This window comes from Vibrio inusitatus, assembly GCA_024346935.1.
Taxonomy (GTDB): Bacteria; Pseudomonadota; Gammaproteobacteria; order Enterobacterales; family Vibrionaceae; genus Vibrio; species Vibrio inusitatus.
This window is the reverse complement of record AP024879.1, coordinates 812960-832525: the sequence shown is the minus strand read 5'-3', so window position 1 is coordinate 832525 and position 19566 is coordinate 812960. Positions and strand designations below refer to the sequence as shown.

Annotated in this window: 17 protein-coding genes and 1 pseudogene; 14 read left to right on the top strand and 4 right to left on the bottom strand. The window is 41.6% G+C overall.

Going from position 1 to position 19566, the window contains the following annotated elements:
• The first annotated feature begins 260 nt into the window (after positions 1-260).
• Positions 261-1778 (top strand): glycerol kinase GlpK, encoded by a 1518-nt coding sequence (glpK, locus tag OCU48_RS16805; protein WP_141345108.1) that lies wholly within the window; start codon positions 261-263, stop codon positions 1776-1778.
• A gap of 81 nt (positions 1779-1859) precedes the next feature.
• On the opposite strand, the gene pyrC is transcribed toward glpK, so the two are convergent.
• Positions 1860-2891: a dihydroorotase gene (gene pyrC / locus OCU48_RS16800; RefSeq protein WP_141345109.1), complete on the bottom strand. Its 1032-nt coding sequence runs from the start codon at positions 2889-2891 to the stop codon at positions 1860-1862.
• Between the two features lie 154 nt (positions 2892-3045).
• Here pyrC and OCU48_RS16795 point away from each other — a divergent pair, with 154 nt between their 5' ends.
• Complete coding sequence (locus OCU48_RS16795; protein ID WP_141345110.1) at positions 3046-3882, top strand: MOSC domain-containing protein; 837 nt, start codon at positions 3046-3048, stop codon at positions 3880-3882.
• Between the two features lie 47 nt (positions 3883-3929).
• Here OCU48_RS16795 and nadE read toward each other — a convergent pair whose 3' ends face one another.
• On the bottom strand, positions 3930-4757 hold the full coding sequence (nadE, locus tag OCU48_RS16790) for an ammonia-dependent NAD(+) synthetase (RefSeq protein ID WP_141345111.1): 828 nt from the start codon (positions 4755-4757) through the stop codon (positions 3930-3932).
• Between the two features lie 95 nt (positions 4758-4852).
• Between nadE and OCU48_RS16785 the strand changes: the two genes are divergently transcribed.
• Both OCU48_RS16785 and OCU48_RS16780 read left to right on the top strand, forming a co-directional pair.
• Positions 4853-5374 carry a nicotinate-nicotinamide nucleotide adenylyltransferase gene (locus OCU48_RS16785; protein WP_141345112.1) on the top strand — a complete coding sequence of 174 codons (522 nt, stop codon included), beginning with the start codon at positions 4853-4855 and terminating at the stop codon, positions 5372-5374.
• Positions 5375-5419: 45 nt separating this feature from the next.
• Positions 5420-5899 carry a hypothetical protein gene (locus tag OCU48_RS16780; protein WP_244312268.1) on the top strand — a complete coding sequence of 160 codons (480 nt, stop codon included), beginning with the start codon at positions 5420-5422 and terminating at the stop codon, positions 5897-5899.
• Between the two features lie 37 nt (positions 5900-5936).
• Here OCU48_RS16780 and OCU48_RS16775 read toward each other — a convergent pair whose 3' ends face one another.
• Complete coding sequence (locus OCU48_RS16775; RefSeq protein ID WP_244312270.1) at positions 5937-6548, bottom strand: hypothetical protein; 612 nt, start codon at positions 6546-6548, stop codon at positions 5937-5939.
• A gap of 185 nt (positions 6549-6733) precedes the next feature.
• On the opposite strand from OCU48_RS16775, the gene OCU48_RS16770 reads away from it, so the two are divergent.
• Positions 6734-7864, top strand: a complete 1131-nt coding sequence (locus tag OCU48_RS16770) for a 1-acyl-sn-glycerol-3-phosphate acyltransferase (RefSeq protein ID WP_141345114.1) — start codon at positions 6734-6736, stop codon at positions 7862-7864.
• A gap of 70 nt (positions 7865-7934) precedes the next feature.
• Here the strand turns inward: OCU48_RS16770 and OCU48_RS16765 are convergent, their stop codons facing one another.
• The gene (locus tag OCU48_RS16765) at positions 7935-8234 is read right to left on the bottom strand and encodes a DUF406 family protein (RefSeq protein WP_141345115.1); all 300 of its coding nucleotides are present in this window, start codon (positions 8232-8234) and stop codon (positions 7935-7937) included.
• Positions 8235-8450: 216 nt separating this feature from the next.
• Here OCU48_RS16765 and OCU48_RS16760 point away from each other — a divergent pair, with 216 nt between their 5' ends.
• The 9 genes and pseudogenes from OCU48_RS16760 to OCU48_RS16720 all read left to right on the top strand — a co-directional run bounded on the left by OCU48_RS16760 (position 8451) and on the right by OCU48_RS16720 (position 19300).
• The gene (locus OCU48_RS16760) at positions 8451-8912 is read left to right on the top strand and encodes a TetR family transcriptional regulator (RefSeq protein ID WP_141345116.1); all 462 of its coding nucleotides are present in this window, start codon (positions 8451-8453) and stop codon (positions 8910-8912) included.
• 156 nt (positions 8913-9068) lie between these two features.
• The gene (locus OCU48_RS16755; protein ID WP_065210762.1) at positions 9069-9347 is read left to right on the top strand and encodes a peptidylprolyl isomerase; all 279 of its coding nucleotides are present in this window, start codon (positions 9069-9071) and stop codon (positions 9345-9347) included.
• Between the two features lie 488 nt (positions 9348-9835).
• On the top strand, positions 9836-10132 hold the full coding sequence (locus OCU48_RS16750; RefSeq protein WP_208727118.1) for an Lcl C-terminal domain-containing protein: 297 nt from the start codon (positions 9836-9838) through the stop codon (positions 10130-10132).
• A 222-nt stretch (positions 10133-10354) separates the two neighbouring features.
• A complete protein-coding gene (locus OCU48_RS16745; protein ID WP_208727120.1) occupies positions 10355-10498 on the top strand; it encodes a hypothetical protein in 144 nt (47 codons plus the stop codon).
• 77 nt (positions 10499-10575) lie between these two features.
• Positions 10576-10832, top strand: a pseudogene (locus tag OCU48_RS16740) (cupredoxin domain-containing protein); the annotation flags it as partial.
• A 469-nt stretch (positions 10833-11301) separates the two neighbouring features.
• Positions 11302-12294, top strand: a complete 993-nt coding sequence (locus OCU48_RS16735; RefSeq protein ID WP_141345117.1) for a sensor histidine kinase — start codon at positions 11302-11304, stop codon at positions 12292-12294.
• 209 nt (positions 12295-12503) lie between these two features.
• Positions 12504-13499 (top strand): ABC transporter substrate-binding protein, encoded by a 996-nt coding sequence (locus OCU48_RS16730; RefSeq protein WP_167496171.1) that lies wholly within the window; start codon positions 12504-12506, stop codon positions 13497-13499.
• Between the two features lie 29 nt (positions 13500-13528).
• Positions 13529-17716, top strand: coding sequence for a response regulator (locus tag OCU48_RS16725; RefSeq protein WP_141345119.1), 4188 nt, complete (start codon positions 13529-13531; stop codon positions 17714-17716).
• Between the two features lie 96 nt (positions 17717-17812).
• A complete protein-coding gene (locus OCU48_RS16720; protein ID WP_141345120.1) occupies positions 17813-19300 on the top strand; it encodes a response regulator in 1488 nt (495 codons plus the stop codon).
• The last annotated feature ends 266 nt before the right edge of the window (positions 19301-19566 follow it).

Below are 19566 nucleotides of genomic sequence, written 5' to 3'. Positions count from 1 at the left end.
GTGCAATAACTAAGCCATATTGCAAGCTATTGTTTGTTATGGCTTTTGGTGGTGAAATTTCAACAAATGCACCAATATGAACGGCTATTTGGTGCGTACGATCAATTTTGGTGCATCGAATCATTGGTTTGCCCCATTGCAAGTTCTAATATGAATCACACAAACAATTTTCTTTTTGTGCCACCCTATGTGTTCTCTTGGTTGGAACACAATCTATAGTTAATTTTGAGTTCACACATTTCGTATTGATAGGAATAACCATGTCCACAGGCACTTACATCGTCGCTCTAGACCAAGGCACTACTAGCTCAAGGGCGGTAGTCTTTGATGCTCAAGCAAATATCATTGCGACTTCCCAACGTGAATTCACTCAATATTATCCCAAGTCGGGTTGGGTCGAGCATGACCCCATGGAAATCTACTCTTCGCAGCGCTCTACTCTTATTGATGTCCTTGATAAGGTTTCTATTAATGCTGAACAAGTTGCGGCGATTGGAATTACCAACCAACGTGAAACTACCGTAGTTTGGAATAAAGAAACGGGTAAGCCCATATACAATGCCATTGTTTGGCAGTGCCGTCGTACAAGCCAAATATGTGAGCAGCTCAAGGATAAAGGTTACGAAGAATATATACAGCAAGCGACAGGCTTGGTTTTAGACCCTTATTTCTCAGCGACTAAGATAAAGTGGATTTTGGACAATGTAGCTGGAGCGAGAGATCTTGCAGATCAAGGAAAGCTATTGTTTGGGACAGTAGATACTTGGTTGCTGTGGAAACTGACTCACGGCAAGGTGCATGCAACTGATCATACCAACGCGTCACGCACGATGATGTTCAATATTAACAACTTAGAGTGGGATGACGAAATTTTAGAGTTACTGGGTATTCCAAAGTCCATGCTCCCAGAGGTCAAACCGTCGTCAGGACTTTTTGGAGAGACCTGTATTGGTAAAGATGAAGCGTTGAAGATCCCGATTGCAGGTATAGCGGGTGACCAACAAGCCGCACTGTTTGGCCATTGCAGTGTCCAGCCAGGGCAGGCGAAAAATACCTACGGTACAGGGTGTTTTCTTTTGATGAATACAGGACAAACTAAAGTAACGTCAAATCATGGTTTGCTTACCACACTTGCATGTAATGCAAAGGGAGAACCTTGTTACGCATTGGAAGGTGCGGTCTTTATGGCGGGAGCTTCAGTTCAGTGGTTAAGAGATGAATTAAGGCTGCTTAACGAATCTAAGGACTCTGAATATTTTGCTAACAAAGTCGATTCGTCAGATGGTGTCTACGTGGTACCGGCATTTACTGGGTTAGGCGCACCTTACTGGGACCCTCATGCAAGAGGCACTATGGTTGGTTTAACTCGTGGAACCAGTGCTGAACATATTGTTAGAGCCACTCTAGAGAGTATTGCCTATCAAGCTTGCGATGTGATAGAAGCGATGCAAGCGGATGCAAACATCAAGATGCAAGAACTTCGCGTTGATGGGGGAGCCTCTAAAAACAACTTCTTAATGCAGTTTCAATCGGATCTATTAGATTGTGAGGTACAGAGGCCGCAAATTACCGAGGTCACGGCGTTAGGTGCGGCATTTTTAGCTGGGCTTGCAGTGGGGTATTGGAAGGATCTTTCTGAGCTAGAGGCGAGATCTAAGATTGAGACTCGCTATAACCCTATGTGTAACAGTGAAAAAAGAAATAAGCGTTATGCAGGCTGGAAACGTGCCATTAAGTGCGCACAAATGTGGAGCGAACTTCATGATGAAGATGATTAACGCTTGACTGCTAGTTAAAAAAATAGGGTTGCTTCAATCTAATTGAAGCAACCCTATTTCATATCAGTTTGGAAGGGGAGGTTAAGCCTCTACTTTCCAAGTCATCATTTCGCCACCTTTGATTGGCACAACGATGTCATCACCAAATGGCATGCTTTCTGCTACTGGCCATTCAGCTTTAGTTAGAGTCACCGTATCGCTGTTGCGCGGCAGATTGTAGAAGTCAGGGCCGTTGTGGCTAGCAAACGCTTCTAGGTTCTCAATCTTGCCTTCGGCTTCAAATACCTCCGCGTAAAGCTCAAGCGCTGCGTGTGCTGTATAAGAGCCTGCACAGCCACATGCTGTTTCTTTACGACCTTTTGCATGAGGTGCAGAGTCAGTACCGATAAAGAACTTGGTGTTGCCACTTGTCGCTGCTTCAACTAGCGCTTTTTGGTGCGTATTACGTTTTAGGATTGGCAGGCAGTAAAAGTGTGGGCGAATGCCACCAACGAGCATGTGGTTGCGGTTGTACATCAGGTGATGTGCTGTAATCGTTGCCGCTACGTTTTCGTTTGCGCCTCTTACAAACTCAACTGCGTCAGCTGTAGTGATGTGCTCTAGAACAATCTTCAGATTAGGAAAGTCGTTAACGATAGGCGCTAGCACGGTATCCAAAAACTCTTTTTCACGGTCGAAGATATCAACATCGTGAGTCGTTACCTCGCCATGAATAAGAAGCAGTATGCCTTGCTTCTCCATTTCCTCTAGAACATGGTAAATTTTCTTCGCGTCTGTTACGCCAGAATCTGAGTTAGTTGTCGCGCCTGCTGGGTATAACTTACAGGCAACCACTTGACCAGATGCTTTTGCTTGTTGAATGTCTTCTTTGCTGGTGTTATCTGTCAAGTAAAGGGACATCAAAGGCTTAAAAGTATCGCTATGATTGTGCTCATTGATGCGAGCTTGGTATGCGATCGCTTGCTCTGTATTGGTTGTAGGTGGAACAGTATTTGGCATAACCAAGGCGCGACCATTGTAACGGCTAATATCGCGCACGGTATCTTTTAGTACATCGCCATCACGAAGGTGAACATGCCAGTCATCAGGGCGTGTAATAGTTAAGTTGGTCATCGTTTTGCTCCCGCCAATATATTCCTAAAGGTGTAAGAAGAAACCGAGCTTGTGGTAAGGTATTCATGCCACGCAATCGGTTACTTGAATGCGGGCGCATAATAGCGAAAATGCAAACAGATTGCATTAACAATGAGACTGTTAGGGGTATAAAGTGAAGGATAAGGCACAAATAGCGGGCATTAATATATTTCCTGTGAAATCAACGTCGGGCATTGCCCAGTCAAGAGCGTGGGTTGGCTTAGAAGGGCTCAGTTTCGACCGACGTTTTGTCGTTACCGACCTTGCAGGAAGAATGATGACAGCGCGCAAGTTTCCTAAGATGGTTACGATCAAAAGCACTTTGTTGGCTGACGGAATCGTATTGAGTGCGCCAGGAATGAACAACCTCCATCTTGCAACATGCGATTTTGAACGTGATGAATTTGAGTGCAAAATTTGGAATGACCGTTTTTTTGCTTATACCACGACTGAAAAAGCCAATGCTTGGTTTACCGAGGTGATTGGTTCTGATGCTCAACTACTGTTTTGTGGTGAAGAGTCTAATCGTTTTCGAGAAAAATTGGGAACGCGAGTAAGTTTTGCGGATGCCTACCCGTTATTGGTGATTTCTCAAGGCTCTTTAGATGAACTTAACCGTCGTGCGTCGCACCCTCAAACCATGTCTCAGTTTAGAACGAACATTGTAGTAGATGGTGTAGAGCCCTTTGCTGAAGACGGTTGGGAGCGAATTGCTATTGGAGAGGTTGAGTTTAAGGTTGGCACAACATGTCAGCGATGTGTGCTTACTTCAGTAGACCCTGAAACCGGAGCAAAGATGGCAAATCAAGAGCCAACGGCTACCTTATCGACTTTCCGTGCAGATGAAAAAGGAGCTATTTTCTTTGGAATGAACCTGGTTGCGCTTAACGAGGGGGTTATTGAGGTCGGCGATGAGTTGAGAGTTTTGGAAACTCGAAATCCGGTGCGCTATGCCGATGCAGATGCATAACCAACAAAGGCACCGAAAGGTGCCTTTTTATTCATTAGCGTTGGCTATCAATCGTAGATTGTAGGAATCGGCTCGCGCTTGTGCTGTGTGCGCTTATAAATATCAATAAGCGTTTGTTTTGCATCTTCTGGTAGGGGCTTTCCTTCCAGAAAGTTATCGATGTCATCGTAGCTTACGCTTAATGCATCTTCATCGGCTTTTTGCGGGTCTAGCTCTTCTAGGTCGGCAGTCGGTGTTTTAGTGACTAGCAACTCGGGCGCACCCAATGTATTAGCTAATTGACGAACTTGACGCTTACTTAAACCAAACAATGGCGCTAAGTCACAAGCTCCGTCACCAAATTTAGTGTAGAAACCGGTGATGTTTTCAGCTGAGTGGTCAGTGCCTAGAACTAGGCCGCCAACGTACCCGGCGATTTGATATTGAGCGATCATGCGTGCGCGAGCTTTGACATTACCCTTCACGAAGTCGATCTTCTCAGCTGATTCTGGCATTAACCCCGTACCTTGCAGCGCCACACCAGTTGCTGCGTGCAAACCATCTACGCCATCGGCAATGTTCACTGATACTGAATGTGTCGGCTTGATGAAAGAAAGCGCAAGTTGAGCTTCTTCTTCATCTTTTTGAGTACCGTAGGGTAGACGAACAGCAATAAATTGGTAGTTGTCGTTGGTTTCTTTGGTAAGCTGATCTACTGCGAGTTGAGCCAGGCGACCACAAGTTGTGGAGTCAACGCCACCGCTGATACCAAGAACGATAGACTTGCATCCTGATTCGAGTAATTTACGTTTGATAAAGTTAACGCGTCGTTCTATCTCAAAGTCAACGTCAATGCTGGGTAGTACGCGCATCTCTTGGCGAATTTCTTGTTCCATGAGTTAAATGTCCTAAATATCGAAAGGCAACTTTTGGTATCATATTGCAAATTCAACTTTGTCTCAATTTCCAAACCCTTAGAGAAAACGCGATTATGAAAAAAATAGCGGTATTTGGCAGTGCTTTTAACCCACCAAGCTTCGGCCATTTAAGTGTGATTGAGCGTTTAGCGCATTTTGACCAGGTGCTATTGGTGCCGAGTATTGCTCACGCATGGGGGAAGCAAATGCTCGACTATTCAGTACGATGTTCCATGATAGAGGCTTTCATTAGCGATATTCCCTGTAGCAATGTCGCCCTGTCACGTATTGAGGAAGGACTAGAGCGAGAGCAGGGTGGGGTTACTACTTTTCAAGTGTTAAGTGCATTACAGCAAGAGAATTCAGCGGCGGAATTAACCTTTGTTATGGGACCAGACAACCTGTTTAGTTTTGCAAAATTTTACAAAGCGGAAGAGATAATGAAGCGTTGGAATGTGCTGGCATGCCCTGAAACGGTGGCTATTCGTAGTACAGAAATACGAGAAAAGCTTGCACAAGGTCAAGAAATCAAACACTTAACAAGTAAAAATGTTGTCAAAATATTGCAAAATGAGGCGTTATACCTCAGTATTTAACGTTGCGATGACAGAAACTAATTTTTTACAAGGATTGATAACGCAGTGACGCGATTACATACAACATTAGCACTAGTATGTGGCACTTTTATGGCAGGAACGTCTGAAGCCTGCATGTCCGACCGCGATCCTACCCGCTCTATCGTTCTTGTTGACTCTACGCTTACCCTTTGTGAAAACCTAATCGACACTGTTGACGAATTGGTTGATGATTTATTGATTTCAACCAATATTAAGGAAGAGCCTTCAACCTTGGGTTACTGGTCTGATTGGATGATGGACAATGTAGATGATCCTTTGTTAACTCAGCAGGTAAGTCAGAGTTTCTTTGGCTTGGGAGTATTTCGTCCACACGAAATGACCACTAGCGATGATGAACTCTCTTATGAAGAGTGGATCAAAACACACGGCGTTCAATTGAGTGTGGGCATTGGAGAGAAAGACGAGCCGCGAGTTCGACTCGATTATCAATGGCATGAGCGTCATGAAGATGTTTTCCACGTACAAGTGGAAGTTCCATTCTAGAGATTTTTAAAGCGCCGAATAAGGGCGCTTTTTAGTTTTAACGATGAAGAGTTTCGCCCAGAATAGCCAATCGAGCCACTTTATAGCCTTGCTCACTACCAGCAAATAATGCTTCAGCAATAGCGGTATCTTTTTTACCGGATAGACGTAACTTCTCCGCTTCCTTAATCCTCATTACCATTTGGTATTCAGCTGACAGATCTTTACCTGCGCTATCCCACTGGCTCAGTTTATGGCTTAGTGCGGTAGTTTGTAGATTAGGGTGCATATCAAGCAATTCGTATTGCATGGCAGTCAGTAGAACCTGCTGGTGCTCAGAAAGGCTAGAAACCTCAGACAGCTTATCTAACAGAGACACTACCAAAGCGTTGGGTTTCACATAGCCAGCTTGATGCGGAAAGGGCTTGCTTAACCGTTGTGACGCTTCTAAAACTTTACAGCGACTATTAGGAAAGTAACTCAAAGCAGACAAGCAGTTTGCCGGAAGCCAAAAGGTATCTCCAGCAGCGATAGCGTATTCAATTTTACCCAATCTAACGCTGACTAAGCCATCAACAACATGAATGAGTTGGTGCTTTAGCGTGGGCTTTCTTGAGGTAAGAGACAAGTATTCGAACTGTTTATCTTCAAATTGTATAGCGTAATGCATGTCGTTCAGCATCTGTTGAGCAGGGTTTTCATTAGGTTAGCGCTTTCTGGTGCCCTAATAAAGTAATAAAATCGGCAAGATGATAGGGTTATATGGTCTGACCTTACAAAATCATCAATGATCTAGCTGTAAATTGTCGCGTAAGTGCGTAAAATCGGCGTGATTTCTAGAGAATGAAGAAGAATATGTCTACCGAGAACGATATTTACCAAGAGATTCGCCCTTACAACGATGAAGAGATTGCTCCAGCAATCCAGAGACTAATTAATGACGAAGAATTTATCTCAGCAATATTGAACCAAAAGTTCAGCAATCATGCGAAGTGGTTTCAGGCTCTCATGTCTCCTTTGGTGAAGCTGTATTTAAAGAATCGCTGGGGAAAACTTAACTCCATTGATGCGGTGCAAATAGAAGTTGAAAAATACCTTCAGAAAGCACTTGATAGCACTACTGATGAAGTTACTTTTGAAGGACTTGATAAGCTAGATCAAGATACACCATATTTGTTTATCTCTAATCACCGTGACATTGCGATGGACCCAGCATTGGTGAATTATGGATTACACCATACAAAGCATCAAACGATGCGTATTGCCATTGGCGATAACCTGCTAAGCAAACCGTGTTCTACAGAGTTAATGAAGATTAATAAGAGCTTTATTGTGAAACGTTCGGCAAAAGGGCCGCGTGAAATGATGAAGACGCTAGGCCTTTTGTCTTCTTATATTAAGCATTCACTGGAAACAGGAAACTCTATCTGGATCGCACAGAAAGAAGGTCGAGCTAAAGATGGTAATGATTTCACGGACCCTGCGATTCTTAAAATGATTCAATTGGAGGGACGCAAGCGTAAGTTGTCGTTCTCTGAATACGTTAAAACGCTTAAAATTGTACCGGTAGCTATTTCTTATGAGATTGACCCGTGCGATATTGCGAAAGCGAACGAATTGCATCAAAAGGCAACGTTGGGTGAATACAAGAAATCAGAATTCGAAGACATCGACAGCATTGTTAAAGGGATTACGGGATATAAAGGTCGCATTAACGTGAGCTTTGGTGATGTGATTGATGGCGATATTGATAACGCAGATGCATTGGCTGATGAGATAGATCGTCAAATACATGATCATTACAAATTATTCCCAATCAATCTGTTAGCTGCAGGTGTGGAAGATAGTAGTATTGACCAAGAAACAAAAGATAAGCTTGAAGCGAAGCTTGCTCAATTGGAAGAGGGTGCAAAAGCATTTTTAACTGATGGCTACGCCAACCCAGTAAGGAATTTATCCAAAGATAAATCGGAACAGGTCGCTTAACGATATTTTGAATATCATTAATCAAAAAAAGGTCGAACTAAGTTCGACCTTTTTGCATTTTTGAGAGAACTTAACGAGAAATAGAGCGGCTCTTAAGATCGAAGATCAACTTTTCAGCACTAACTTCAAATTTTAGTTTAGCGTGAAGTTCAAATTGTTCTTTTTCTTCAATTTCAAATTCATGCTCAACAGCAGAATTGACGTTTTTAGCTAGCTCTAAGTATTTTGCGAATTCAGCTTCTAGGGCTTCTTTGCTGGCAGCAAACAAAGAGATCTCTGATACTTCATCCCCTTCGTTGATAATAAACCCCATCTCGCCTGCAACGCCACATGCTTCACATACTTCTGGTTCTTTTATTAGTTTTGACATAGTCAATCTCCTATAACGGTTTGCCTCAGTTTACATAGCTATGTGAACTACATCTACAAAAAATCATTGACGTGTAACTATTAATTTCACGAATGGAAATCGATTGCGTAGTTATGTCATTAGATTGTCAGAATAAGGTTCCGTATATTGAATCTTCGTTACAACTATATGAGTATTAGCCTAAGCAAGATAAGTCAATTCACAAAGGGCGGTGCAATGCCAAAGCGCAGTAAAGAAGATACAGAAATCACCATCAACAAAATCATGGATGCAGTCGTTGAGCAATTATTGACTATTGGCTATGACAAGATGTCATACACTACATTGAGTCAAGCGACTGGTGTATCTCGAACCGGCATTAGTCACCACTTTCCAAAGAAAACTGATTTCACTACCGCTTTAGATAGCCGAATTTATAAGCTGTTCCTAGAGTACTTGAATTTAGATTCTGGCTTACAAGGGTTCTCGCATAGTTGGATGGAATCCCTTGAAAAGCCACAGTTTTTAGCAATTCTGCGCCTGATGTTCCACCATATTGTTACTTCTGATTGCGCCCATGAGTTTGCGAAGCAGGGCATTGATAGATTATTTGTTATGTTAAAAGACCTATATGGCGATGACAGTGAGAAAGAGCTTGAATGGCTGTTTGGTCGAACCATTATACGGTTAGCTAAATAATATGACTGACAAAAACGCTGAGCTACTAGCTCGGCGTTTTTGTTTAAGTCCACTTAAGTTGTTCGGTGTCGTTCGCATTATCACTTTGAACAAGAGCTAACAAGTTTCTTAATATTTTGTATAATGCGCCCAAGTTGAACACATAGAGACACCATCATGGCACGCACCGCGCACGCACTACATATCTTGGTTAAGCATAAAGACCAAGCCGAAGACATCATCAAACAATTAAAGAAGGGCGCTAAGTTTCAGACGCTTGCACGCAAATATTCTAATTGTCCATCAGGCAAGAAAGGCGGCGATCTTGGTGAGTTTAAAAAAGGTCAGATGGTGCCGCAGTTCGATAAAATTTGTTTTACCGGTGAAACCTTAGTGCCTCATCTAGTGAAGACTAAATTTGGTTGGCATGTGGTAAAGGTTCTGTACAGAACTTAAAGTTATACAATTCTTTTTAAACGGCAGTGCATTGGCTCTGCCGTTTTTGTTTTTTAAGTGCGTGAATCTATTCATAATCTAAAGGCTGAATGATCGTCAGGTGCCAGCGCTTCCAGCACTCACAACTACCCTGTAGTATCTATAGAGAATGGCCAATATAAAGATAACAGCAACGACACTATTACCGATGAGGTCACTGGGGTAATGTGGCAGAAAGGTTATCACGTGATGAGTTATGATGAAGCTATTGAATACGCAAAGTCTGCAGAAATAGGTAGATACAATGATTGGCGAGTACCGAACATTTAAGAGTTGTATTCATTGATCTTATTTACTGGCGTCGATGCTAGTAATAGAGATATGTACACTGTTCCTGAGGGCTCTAGCCCTTTTATTGATACAGATACCTTCGATTTTTCATACGGCACAAATCGCAATCGCGTTATTGATTCACAATACCTTCTACCTCTTTTTATTCAGGCAAAGTGATGGGTAAAGACAAGGCGGTATTTGGTGTGAATTTCGCAGATGGTCGCATCAAAGGCTATCCGTTAGTTCAACCTCGTACCAAGCAAGACAATCAATTTATCGTTCGCTTGGCTCGGGGCAATTCGGATTACAGTAATAATCACTTTATAGATAACAACAATGGCATTGTGAGTGATGTAGCTATGCGGTTAATGTGGTCTAAACAAGACAGTCAATCAGCGATGGACTGGTCTGATTCTAAACACTGGATAGCTAAACTCAATAAAGAGGAATACCTAGGCTACAACGACTGGTGACTGCCTGATATTAAAGAGCGGCAAACTATCGTTGACTATAGTCGTTCACCTCAAGCCACTGATTCGGCTGCTATCGATTCTGTATTTTCAATATCTTCAATCAAAGACGAACAGGGCAATGAAAACTATCCTGCATTTTGGAGCTTTACTACCCATCAAAAAATAGGTCGTAACTCTCAATCAAAAGCCGCTTATTTTTGCTTTGAGAGATGCCTCGGTTACATGAAGAAACCAGGGTCTAGTGAACGAAGATTGCTCGATGTCCATGGTGCCGGTGCTCAAAGGGCTGAGCCTAAGGTAGGCGATGCTAAGAACTACCCAAATGGTTTCGGTCCTCAAGGGGATGTAATCCGCATAAAAAATTAAGTGAGAGCGGTTCGTGATATACCATAACGCTGTTAATAAGTTTGTGTTCAGCGGAGCGTCGCGTCACAACAGGAGTTGATGATGTAGTGCAGTTTGTAGTGCTCAATACCGGAAAAATGAAGCACGAGTTTGTGATCGGCACAAATGCGAGCATAGAGAATTGATGAAAACAATGACTACACACGACATGGAGAATTCCGTGGCGGTAGCTCCAGGCAAAGCTATGCAAATCCTATGGTACTTTCATGGGGAGTCAGAAGTAGAGCCGGCATGTAATATGCCGGGTCATTATGAGGCGGGAATGGTTAAAAAACTCAGCTTGTGGCTGATTTAAAGGGGCGATAAGTCGCCCCTTTTTTAACTTCGACGCATGGCATCTTAGACAAGGTGGTTGGTGATAAGGCGCCAATCGCGAATCACTTTTGTCTAGAGGTATTTTGTTGCGGACTTTGATCTAGCTGAAAAGTGCCGCATTCCAAATCTGAGCGTTCTTTCTAGTAGACAATATGCTTGATAATTTGGCCTGTTCTTTCTATTTCGTGAAGTGCATAGCTAAGCCTTATCGAGATTGTTCTACCCTGTTTGCATTTCTTCTACTCAGTCAAACAGATATTTAATGAAACTTTGCCAATCTTGAAAGCATCTATGCATTGGAAACCTCATCGAATCGATAGCTTTGAATTTTGGGAAAGATCACTGAAACTGAATTTCCAGTAAGTTGCTGCAACATAGTTATTACAATCTAATTTAGGTTCCCTATACTTCAGAGTGAAAACATAAGTTAATTAATATTGGATTTCATAGTGAATGACATACTTGTAGGAAGTTGGACTGTAAATAGTGGTGGGGAATTTTCGGCGGTATCGCAGTTAGTTTTTCAAATTTTAGGGTTGTCACCATACTCATCAATCACGCTTGCTGATTACGTGAATAAAATATCCTCTACTGATAAAGATGCCTATCTTACCGCTCGCCAAGAGGCGTATAAAAGTGGTGAGCTTAAAGTTGAATACGAAATAATCGTCGGTGGTACTTCAAAGTGGATAAGAGAAGTTAGCCTGTTCAGCATCGATGACATAAATGCTCACAAGCCCGGGAACACTCGCATTCAAGATATTACTGAGTTTAGATTATGTGAGAACAATAAAAAGGAATGCATGGATAGCGCTAAAGAGTATGTGTCTTCGTTGTTATCTATCTATGAAGAAGAGCGAAAACGGGTTGCAAAAGATTTACACGATGACTTGAGTCAAAGGCTAGCAGTGGTATCTATAGAACTCGGCTCTACTAATGAAGCAGGTATTATCGAAATCGCTAAGGTTAGAAAAATAAAAGCAGATGTAGTATCCATTTCTAACGATATTCACCAATTGTCTCGAAACCTCTACCCATCGGTTATTGAACACTTTGGTTTGGTAGATGCTCTAAGATCGGAGATTGATAATTTTAAAAAGAAAGAGCATATCGATGTGGACTTTAATACAACTATCGAGTCACTCTCCATAGATAGAAAAACAGAGATTGCTATTTTTAGGGTGCTACATGAAGCATTAAGTAATATTGCCAAACATTCAGAGGCGTATGTTGTTTCCATAGAACTGTCTGAAATAGAGCAATCTTTGGTGCTTCAAATTAAAGATAACGGCATAGGGTTTGACGTTGTCGAAAAGCTTGAAGCACCGGGTCTCGGATTAACCAGTATGCAGGCTAGAGCACGATTTATTAATGGTCAGTTATCCATTCGGTCTAAAGAATTTCAAGGAGTAACCATTGAGCTTCGAATCCCCATATCTTAAATGTGCCCAATCGATTGACTCATATTTAACATTACGTTTCTAGAAAATAATAAATCTAATTTGAGCTAAATTCATAATAATTAAGTACTTATGTGTTCGATGGTCTAGACTTGAGGCGAGTTAACGAAAGTTAATAAACAATGTATTCCCCGAGTGCAGAACAGCTTTGAGATACGATATGGACATATCACCTAATGTATGGAAACAAAATGAAGATAACCAACTGTAAGCTGTCTACAAACTGGTACAGAGCAGTACTGCTACCTCTAGTAAGTTTGTCCCTTTTTATTCCTTCATTAGCTAGCTATGCCAGTGAGAAACGCTGCTTAATTGTAGCATCCTATCATGATGAGTTTCCTGGTCAGCGACTCAAAGTTCAACCTGCATTGGATGAGCTCAAGGGAAATTGCGAAATCAAAAAGTTTGATATGGATACCAAGCGTAATCCAGATCCAGAATTTATTAAGGCGAAAGCGTTAGAAGCGAAGAACTTAATAGAGAAGTGGAATCCTAATGTGGTCATAGCAATAGAAGATAATGCTTCAAAGTATCTCGTTCAGCCATACTACAAAAACTCAGAAATTCCTTTTGTATTTGCGGGCGTTGACTGGACCGCTGATGCTTATGGTTATCCTTATGAAAATGTCACTGGCATTATCGAAATCGTACCAATTAGACAATTAATTCGTCAGCTACATAGAATTGATTCAGACTATAAGAAAGGCCTTTTTATTCGCCCAAATAGACTGTCTGCTGATAAACAATATGCCCGTGTAAAAGATATCTTTGAACGCGATGGCATTGTCATAGATGATGGCGTAGTAGATGATTTTGCAGGCTTTAAAAGCACATTCCTCGAAGCGCAAAGTTATGATTTCATTTACTTTACTAATAATGCTGGCATTGATGGATGGGATGATGAGAAAGCAAAAGAATTCATTTACGAGCATTCGACTCGGCTTGTTTTCTCAACCAGTGATTGGATGGTACCTTTTTCAATGTTTTCGTTTAGCCAAGTGATACAAGAGCAAGGGCAGTATGCAGCGCAAATTGCTGTTGAGATACTGAATGGCGCAAAGCCATCAGATTTCCCGATTATATCCAATAGGCAATGGGATTTGTATATTAACGAGGAATTGCTATCCCAAGTGGACGTGGAAATTCCTAGTGATTTGCTGAGAAAAGCCAAGAAGTTGAACGATTAAACTTAAATAAACCTTTACTGTGGTGTTTGATGTTCAAGAATTTAAATAATATTTGGCCAGCTTTTGTAGCGATACTTTTTGGTGGTGCCGTACTGGTATTATTGTTCACCGTTGCGTTCAATAATATTAGGCTTACTGAAGAACAAGTCTTCAACTTTCAATCACAAAGGCTGAGCGCCGAGTTGGTAAAGGTAGGAAACAACTCTGATGCGATATCGACTCGACTCCAAGCTCTTTTCCATTCTTCGGAGGTCGTAGAGCCCGATGAATTTAGAATTATCACTCAAAACATTTTTGACAAATTTCACTATATAAAAAACGCTAACTACTCTCCTCGTATCCAACATCAAGATAAGGTTACCTTTGAAAAAGAGCAGCAATTTTGGGGATATTATGATTATAAAGTTTTTGAATTAGACAATGCTGGAAACAAAGTAACCAACGCTATCCGAGAAGAGTATTTACCGATCTTGTTTGTTGAACCGCTTTCTCCTGGTAGTTCCAAGCTATTAGGCTTCGATTTGATATCCAATGTAAGGTTCGCCGAAACGATTAGAGAAGCAGTTATAACAGGAGAGCCTTATGCTGTGGCACTAAAAGAGAGGGCTGATAGTTCGATCTCAAATTTTAGACTTCTTATCGCTGTGTATGAAGGGAAAGAAGTCCCTCAATCAACTGAGACGAAAATTGATTCTTACAACGGAATCGCATCTGTAGACATTGATGCTGGTTTATTTTTCGAGGGTTTCAAGCTACCAAGTGGTCTCGCGTTTCATTTAAGCGTGGTAAATGCCTTAGGAATTGAACAACCGTTGGCTATGGTACATGACGAAGCTCCTGCCAACGATGGATATTTGTTGTTCAATTTTGAAAATGTGCATGAAGTGAAGATTGGAAACCGAATCTTTCTGCTCAGAGTCAGCAAAATAGTCAACAGCAGCTCTGTTGACCTTGGAGTGCTGTGGATGGTCATAGCCGTAGGCTCTTTGTTGATGCTTATTCTCTTTTCACTCACCCGATCTAAAATTAACCTTAAGAAAGAGCTCGTTCTTCGTTTGGAAACTGAACATCAATTGGAAATGCATAAAGAGGAGCTAGAAGATAGAGTCGATGAGAGAACAAGACAGCTAACAGAAAGAGAACTAAGACTTCGAGAGAGCGATGAAATCTTTCAAAAGCTAACTTCTTCCTCGCTGATTGCAATTATCATCATAGACAATGATGGGAACGTTATTTTTTGGAATAACGCCGCAGAGACGATTTTTGGTTGGAACTCTCAAGAGGCGATAGGAAAAAATCTTCATACATTGGTCGTACCCGAGAATCAAAGAGCTGAGTATTTTCATGCTTTTCCTCACTTTCAAAAAACAGGTGAGGGGAAAAAGATTGGTAAAACTGTTGAGATGGAGGCAAAAAGGAAGAACGGGACCAAGTTGTATGTAGAAGTTTCATTATCGTCAGTTCAGTTAAAAGGAAGTTGGTCTTCTATTGGTTTAGTTAGCGATATATCGAACCGAAAAAAAGCTGAGAATGCTTTGTTGAAGAGCGAAACACAGCTAAGGTCTGTGTTTGAAAACTCACCTGGCGGGATCATACATCTCGATGGTTCAGGAAAGATCATCAATGCGAATGATCAAGCGCTCGAGATGGTAGGAGTGGAAAGGGAAGATGTTATCGGTGTGAACGCGATTGAGCGTGTGAAAAATGAAGAGTTGAATGATTGTATTGTTAAGGCGTTGAAAGGGGATAGGAGCGTTTTCGAAAATTACTACACGTCAGAGCAAGGTGGTAAAACGTCTTATCTTAGAGCGGTCTTTAACCCGGTAAACCTTGATGGTGCTAACCTTGAGGTTATCGGGTCTTTGGAAGACATTTCACAAATTGAACAAAATAAGAAGCTATTAGAAGATAAGTTAGAAGAACTGACTCAAGCTCGAAAAACGATGCTGAACATGATGAAAGATCTCGACTCTGCTCGTGCTAGTGCAGAATCAGCCACTCAAGCTAAAAGTGACTTTCTGGCCAACATGAGCCACGAAATAAGAACGCCTATGAATGCCATCATTGGCCTTTCCTACCTTACGTTGAAAACAGACCTTTCCAGCAAACAAAAAGATTACATCAATAAAATCGGCCAGAGTGCTAAGTCTCTACTTGGAGTTATCAACGATATATTAGATTTCTCTAAGATCGAAGCTGGAAAACTCGACCTTGAGCAGAAAGAGTTTTATCTGGATACCGTGATTGAAGAACTCTCAAACCTACTCGTAGTTCAGAATGATGGAAAGGATGTAGAGCTGTTGTTCCATGTGGACAAAAACGTTCCTACTCAATTAATTGGGGACCCTCTAAGGCTTGGTCAGATTCTATTAAATTTATCGAGTAACGCCATTAAGTTCACTCCTAAAGGTGACATTGTTATTTCGATGGAGCCCATTGAAGTCAAGAGACGCACCGTGCTCATCCAATTTTCAGTCAAAGATACGGGTATTGGTATCAGCGCTGAACAGCAAAGAAGTCTCTTTAAATCGTTTTCGCAAGCTGACTCATCAACAACTCGCAAATTTGGGGGGACGGGCCTCGGCTTAGCGATCAGTAAGGATCTCGTTGGAATGATGGGAGGCCAAATTTCGGTATCTAGCAAGTTAGGGGAAGGAAGCAAGTTTACCTTTACGGCCAAGTTTGGACTTAAAGATATTCCACGTAGAGAACCTGCAGTTCTACATCATGATTTTTGCCGGTTAAATGTGTTGGTCGTTGATGATAACGAGATGTCTCGAGATATTTTAGGAGAGTGTCTTGAAACGATGGGATGTTCAGTCACTAAAGCTTCTTCAGGGCAAGAAGCCTTAGAGCTTTTGGAAAATAGTTCACTGGATCGAAAATTTGAATTAGTTCTTATGGATTGGAAGATGCCGGAGTTGGATGGATTAGAAACATCTAGGTTAATAAAACAGAATAAAAACATCGCCACAGTCCCAACCATAATAATGGTCAGTGCATATGATCAAGAGGATATACTCGATCAAGCTAAGCAATTAGGAATTGCCGACTTTCTGTCTAAACCTGTTAATCAGAGCACTCTGTTTAATTGTGTAGCGCAGGTGCTTGATGAGACTGGTGATAAGGGTATGCGTACGAATATTCAACAAGAGGTGAGTGCTGATTCGCCAAGCTTTGTTGAAGCCAAGATTTTACTTGCCGAGGATAATGAAATAAATCAGCAAGTTGCTGTTGGGCTCCTTAATGATATGGGTATTGATGTCATAGTTGCAAACAACGGCAAAGAAGCGGTTCAACAGGCTAGCACTGAAGATTTTGATCTTATCTTTATGGATATCCAAATGCCTGAAATGGATGGTTTCGAAGCAACGAAGCAAATTAAATTGATAGACAAATGTCAGTCTTGGCCAATCATAGCTATGACGGCGCACGCTATGGCAGGCGATAGAGAAAAGAGTCTAGAGGCAGGTATGATTGATCACATCAACAAACCTATAGACCCAGCAATACTAGTAAAAGTATTGATAACTCATTTGTCTCATAAGTTAAGTAGCTCATCCAAAAAGCAACAAAACTCATTAAATGAGCTCACTGAAACCAATAATAGTGTCGATTTTAGTTGTTTGGTGGGCATAAAATTTGAAGAAGGTCTTACAAGGGTATCTGGCAATGAACCAGTGTATGTTGAATTTTTACAAAAGTTTGCCAAAGAACAAAAGGGTGTCGTTGATGAAATATCGGATGCAATAGAAACAGGCAACAGTGAAAGTTCTATCAGATTAGCTCATACACTGTGTGGTGTCAGTGCCACTTTGGGAGCGCAAGACGTGGCCGCTGTGGCGAAAGCGATAGAACGAGTTTTATCTGATGATAAACAGGCTGGGAACCCACGGGAACTGCTCGTTCAATTATCGGAACGCCTTGATGAGGTAGTTTCTTCAATAGATTTGTTAGCCACACCTACAACGATTCCTGATTCTTCGCGAGATAACTTGAACACTCGCCAAGCGGTTCTAAACATGTACCTTTCACTTCAACAGGATTTCTCTGAAGTAAGAGACTCAAAACTTGATTTTATTAACGAGCTAACCGGTTGTGATGTTGATACGGAGCTATCGATGTTTAATAGTGCCGTCGATGAGTTTGACAGTGATATGGCTATTGAGGCGGTAAAACAAATTGCTTTGAGAATGAATATTTCACTTGAGGAATAATCAAATCTAAGTTCAAAAGACTAGTCCTTAGCGTGCATTCATATGCTGTGCCGCCACAAAGTGGATTTATCATTACGCATACAAGAGAAGTAGGTTATGGATAACAAAAAGAAGTTCAGAGTTCTCGTTGTTGATGATTCAATTGATGATATAGATGCGATGATGGGATTGCTTAAACAAGACTACATGGTCATTGCTGCGACTAATGGCGAGCGAGCAATATCCCTTGCGAATAAGCACCCGCAGCCAGATATTATATTACTTGACGTTGATATGCCTGAAATTGATGGGTACGAAGTATGCAGAAGACTAAAGGAAAATAGTGAAACCAGTGAGATTCCGATTCTTTTTGTTATGCCTGATGCTGCCCAACCGAGCGATTTCGCAGGAATTGAATTGGGAGCTATGGACTATTTGGTTAAACCATTGATACCAAACCTAGCTAAAGCACGAGTGAAAAACTGCCTTGATTTGATTGAGTTCAGGACTGCATCGAAAAACACAACTCTAGAAACCGCGAACAAGACGCAAGCGGCTCTAATAGAAACAATAGGAAAGTTGGTGGATTACCGACGCTCAAAATCTGGGAACCATATCAAGCGAACTCAACTTTATGTAAAGAGAATCGCCCAGTCACTATTAGCTTCCTCAGAAAAACACACAGAATTAAATGAATCTCTGATTGAGCAGCTATATTGTTCCGCTCCGCTCTATGACATCGGTATGATGGCAATTCGTGATGATATCGTGCTGTCCTCCAAGCAGTTAAACGACGCAGAGTTTGAAAGAGTTCAGCAACACACCAATGTTGGTCAACAAATACTTGAAGAGTTCGAGTCTTCGCTTGATGACGAACCGTTCATTAAGCTAGCTAAGGAGATGGTGGCTACCCATCATGAAAGGTGGGATGGAACAGGGTATCCCTTAGGCCTAAAAGAGGGTTCAATCCCCTTATCAGGACGAATTGTTGCTATAGCAGATGTATATGATGCGCTTATCAGTAAACGAGCTTATAGCCACCCAGTTCAGCATGCAGAAGCCGTTAAGACCATAAGAGAAGGGTCTGGCTCACAATTTGATCCAGAGCTCGTGGAGATATTTTTAAGTGTTGAACCGAAACTAAGGGATATTGCTCTTCTTTATTCTGATCATGATGAAGAACGTGATGCTTTAAAGGAAGTCGCAGATGGGCATAGAGCTAGCATTATACGCCAAGTCTTAGTGGTAGAGGACAACGAAATAATGTTGGCTGTCGTGCAAAGTCAATTTGAAAACATGGGCTTCGTTGTGAGTACTGCACTCAATGGCGAAGAAGCGATGGCTCTTATCAATCAGGCTAATTTTTATGATCTAGTTTTAACTGACATAAACATGCCCGTTATGAATGGATATGAACTTTTAAGGACAATCCAAGAGGTAGGGCTAGGTGTCCCAGTTGTTGCAATGACAGCGGGTGGTCAAGACCTAACTAGCGAGAAGTCACACGACCTTGGATTTGCAGCTAGCTTGGTTAAGCCATTTGACGAAGAAAAGATTCGTGAGGTTATCAGTTCTATTGGTAATAGCGGAACACAAAATCAATGAGTATCAGTTAGTCGTCCCATCTAAGACGATTACTTGTACTAAACTGGTGGGGTATGAAATCTACTTAGTGTTGACTCTAGGTAGTTTAAAGCAACATCGTTTAACAGCGCAAAAGAGAGTAATTGCGTGATCGTATCAAACAATGACTTTTCACCGACGAAGATATTTAGCCTTAGACTGATACTTAGTTCCTAAAGACAGTATGTTAGTGAAAAATGGCACTAACAATCAGGGACGTTCTTGGGCTCAATCGGTAAACGAGCGAG

Coding starts and splice junctions, on each gene's coding strand:
- glpK (WP_141345108.1), top strand. CDS start 261: ATGTCCACAGGCACTTACATCGTCGCTCTAGACCAAGGCACTACTAGC.
- pyrC (WP_141345109.1), bottom strand. CDS start 2,891: ATGACCAACTTAACTATTACACGCCCTGATGACTGGCATGTTCACCTT.
- nadE (WP_141345111.1), bottom strand. CDS start 4,757: ATGGAACAAGAAATTCGCCAAGAGATGCGCGTACTACCCAGCATTGAC.
- OCU48_RS16785 (WP_141345112.1), top strand. CDS start 4,853: ATGAAAAAAATAGCGGTATTTGGCAGTGCTTTTAACCCACCAAGCTTC.
- OCU48_RS16775 (WP_244312270.1), bottom strand. CDS start 6,548: ATGCATTACGCTATACAATTTGAAGATAAACAGTTCGAATACTTGTCT.
- OCU48_RS16770 (WP_141345114.1), top strand. CDS start 6,734: ATGTCTACCGAGAACGATATTTACCAAGAGATTCGCCCTTACAACGAT.
- OCU48_RS16765 (WP_141345115.1), bottom strand. CDS start 8,234: ATGTCAAAACTAATAAAAGAACCAGAAGTATGTGAAGCATGTGGCGTT.
- OCU48_RS16760 (WP_141345116.1), top strand. CDS start 8,451: ATGCCAAAGCGCAGTAAAGAAGATACAGAAATCACCATCAACAAAATC.
- OCU48_RS16755 (WP_065210762.1), top strand. CDS start 9,069: ATGGCACGCACCGCGCACGCACTACATATCTTGGTTAAGCATAAAGAC.
- OCU48_RS16750 (WP_208727118.1), top strand. CDS start 9,836: ATGGGTAAAGACAAGGCGGTATTTGGTGTGAATTTCGCAGATGGTCGC.
- OCU48_RS16745 (WP_208727120.1), top strand. CDS start 10,355: ATGAAGAAACCAGGGTCTAGTGAACGAAGATTGCTCGATGTCCATGGT.
- OCU48_RS16730 (WP_167496171.1), top strand. CDS start 12,504: ATGAAGATAACCAACTGTAAGCTGTCTACAAACTGGTACAGAGCAGTA.
- OCU48_RS16725 (WP_141345119.1), top strand. CDS start 13,529: ATGTTCAAGAATTTAAATAATATTTGGCCAGCTTTTGTAGCGATACTT.
- OCU48_RS16720 (WP_141345120.1), top strand. CDS start 17,813: ATGGATAACAAAAAGAAGTTCAGAGTTCTCGTTGTTGATGATTCAATT.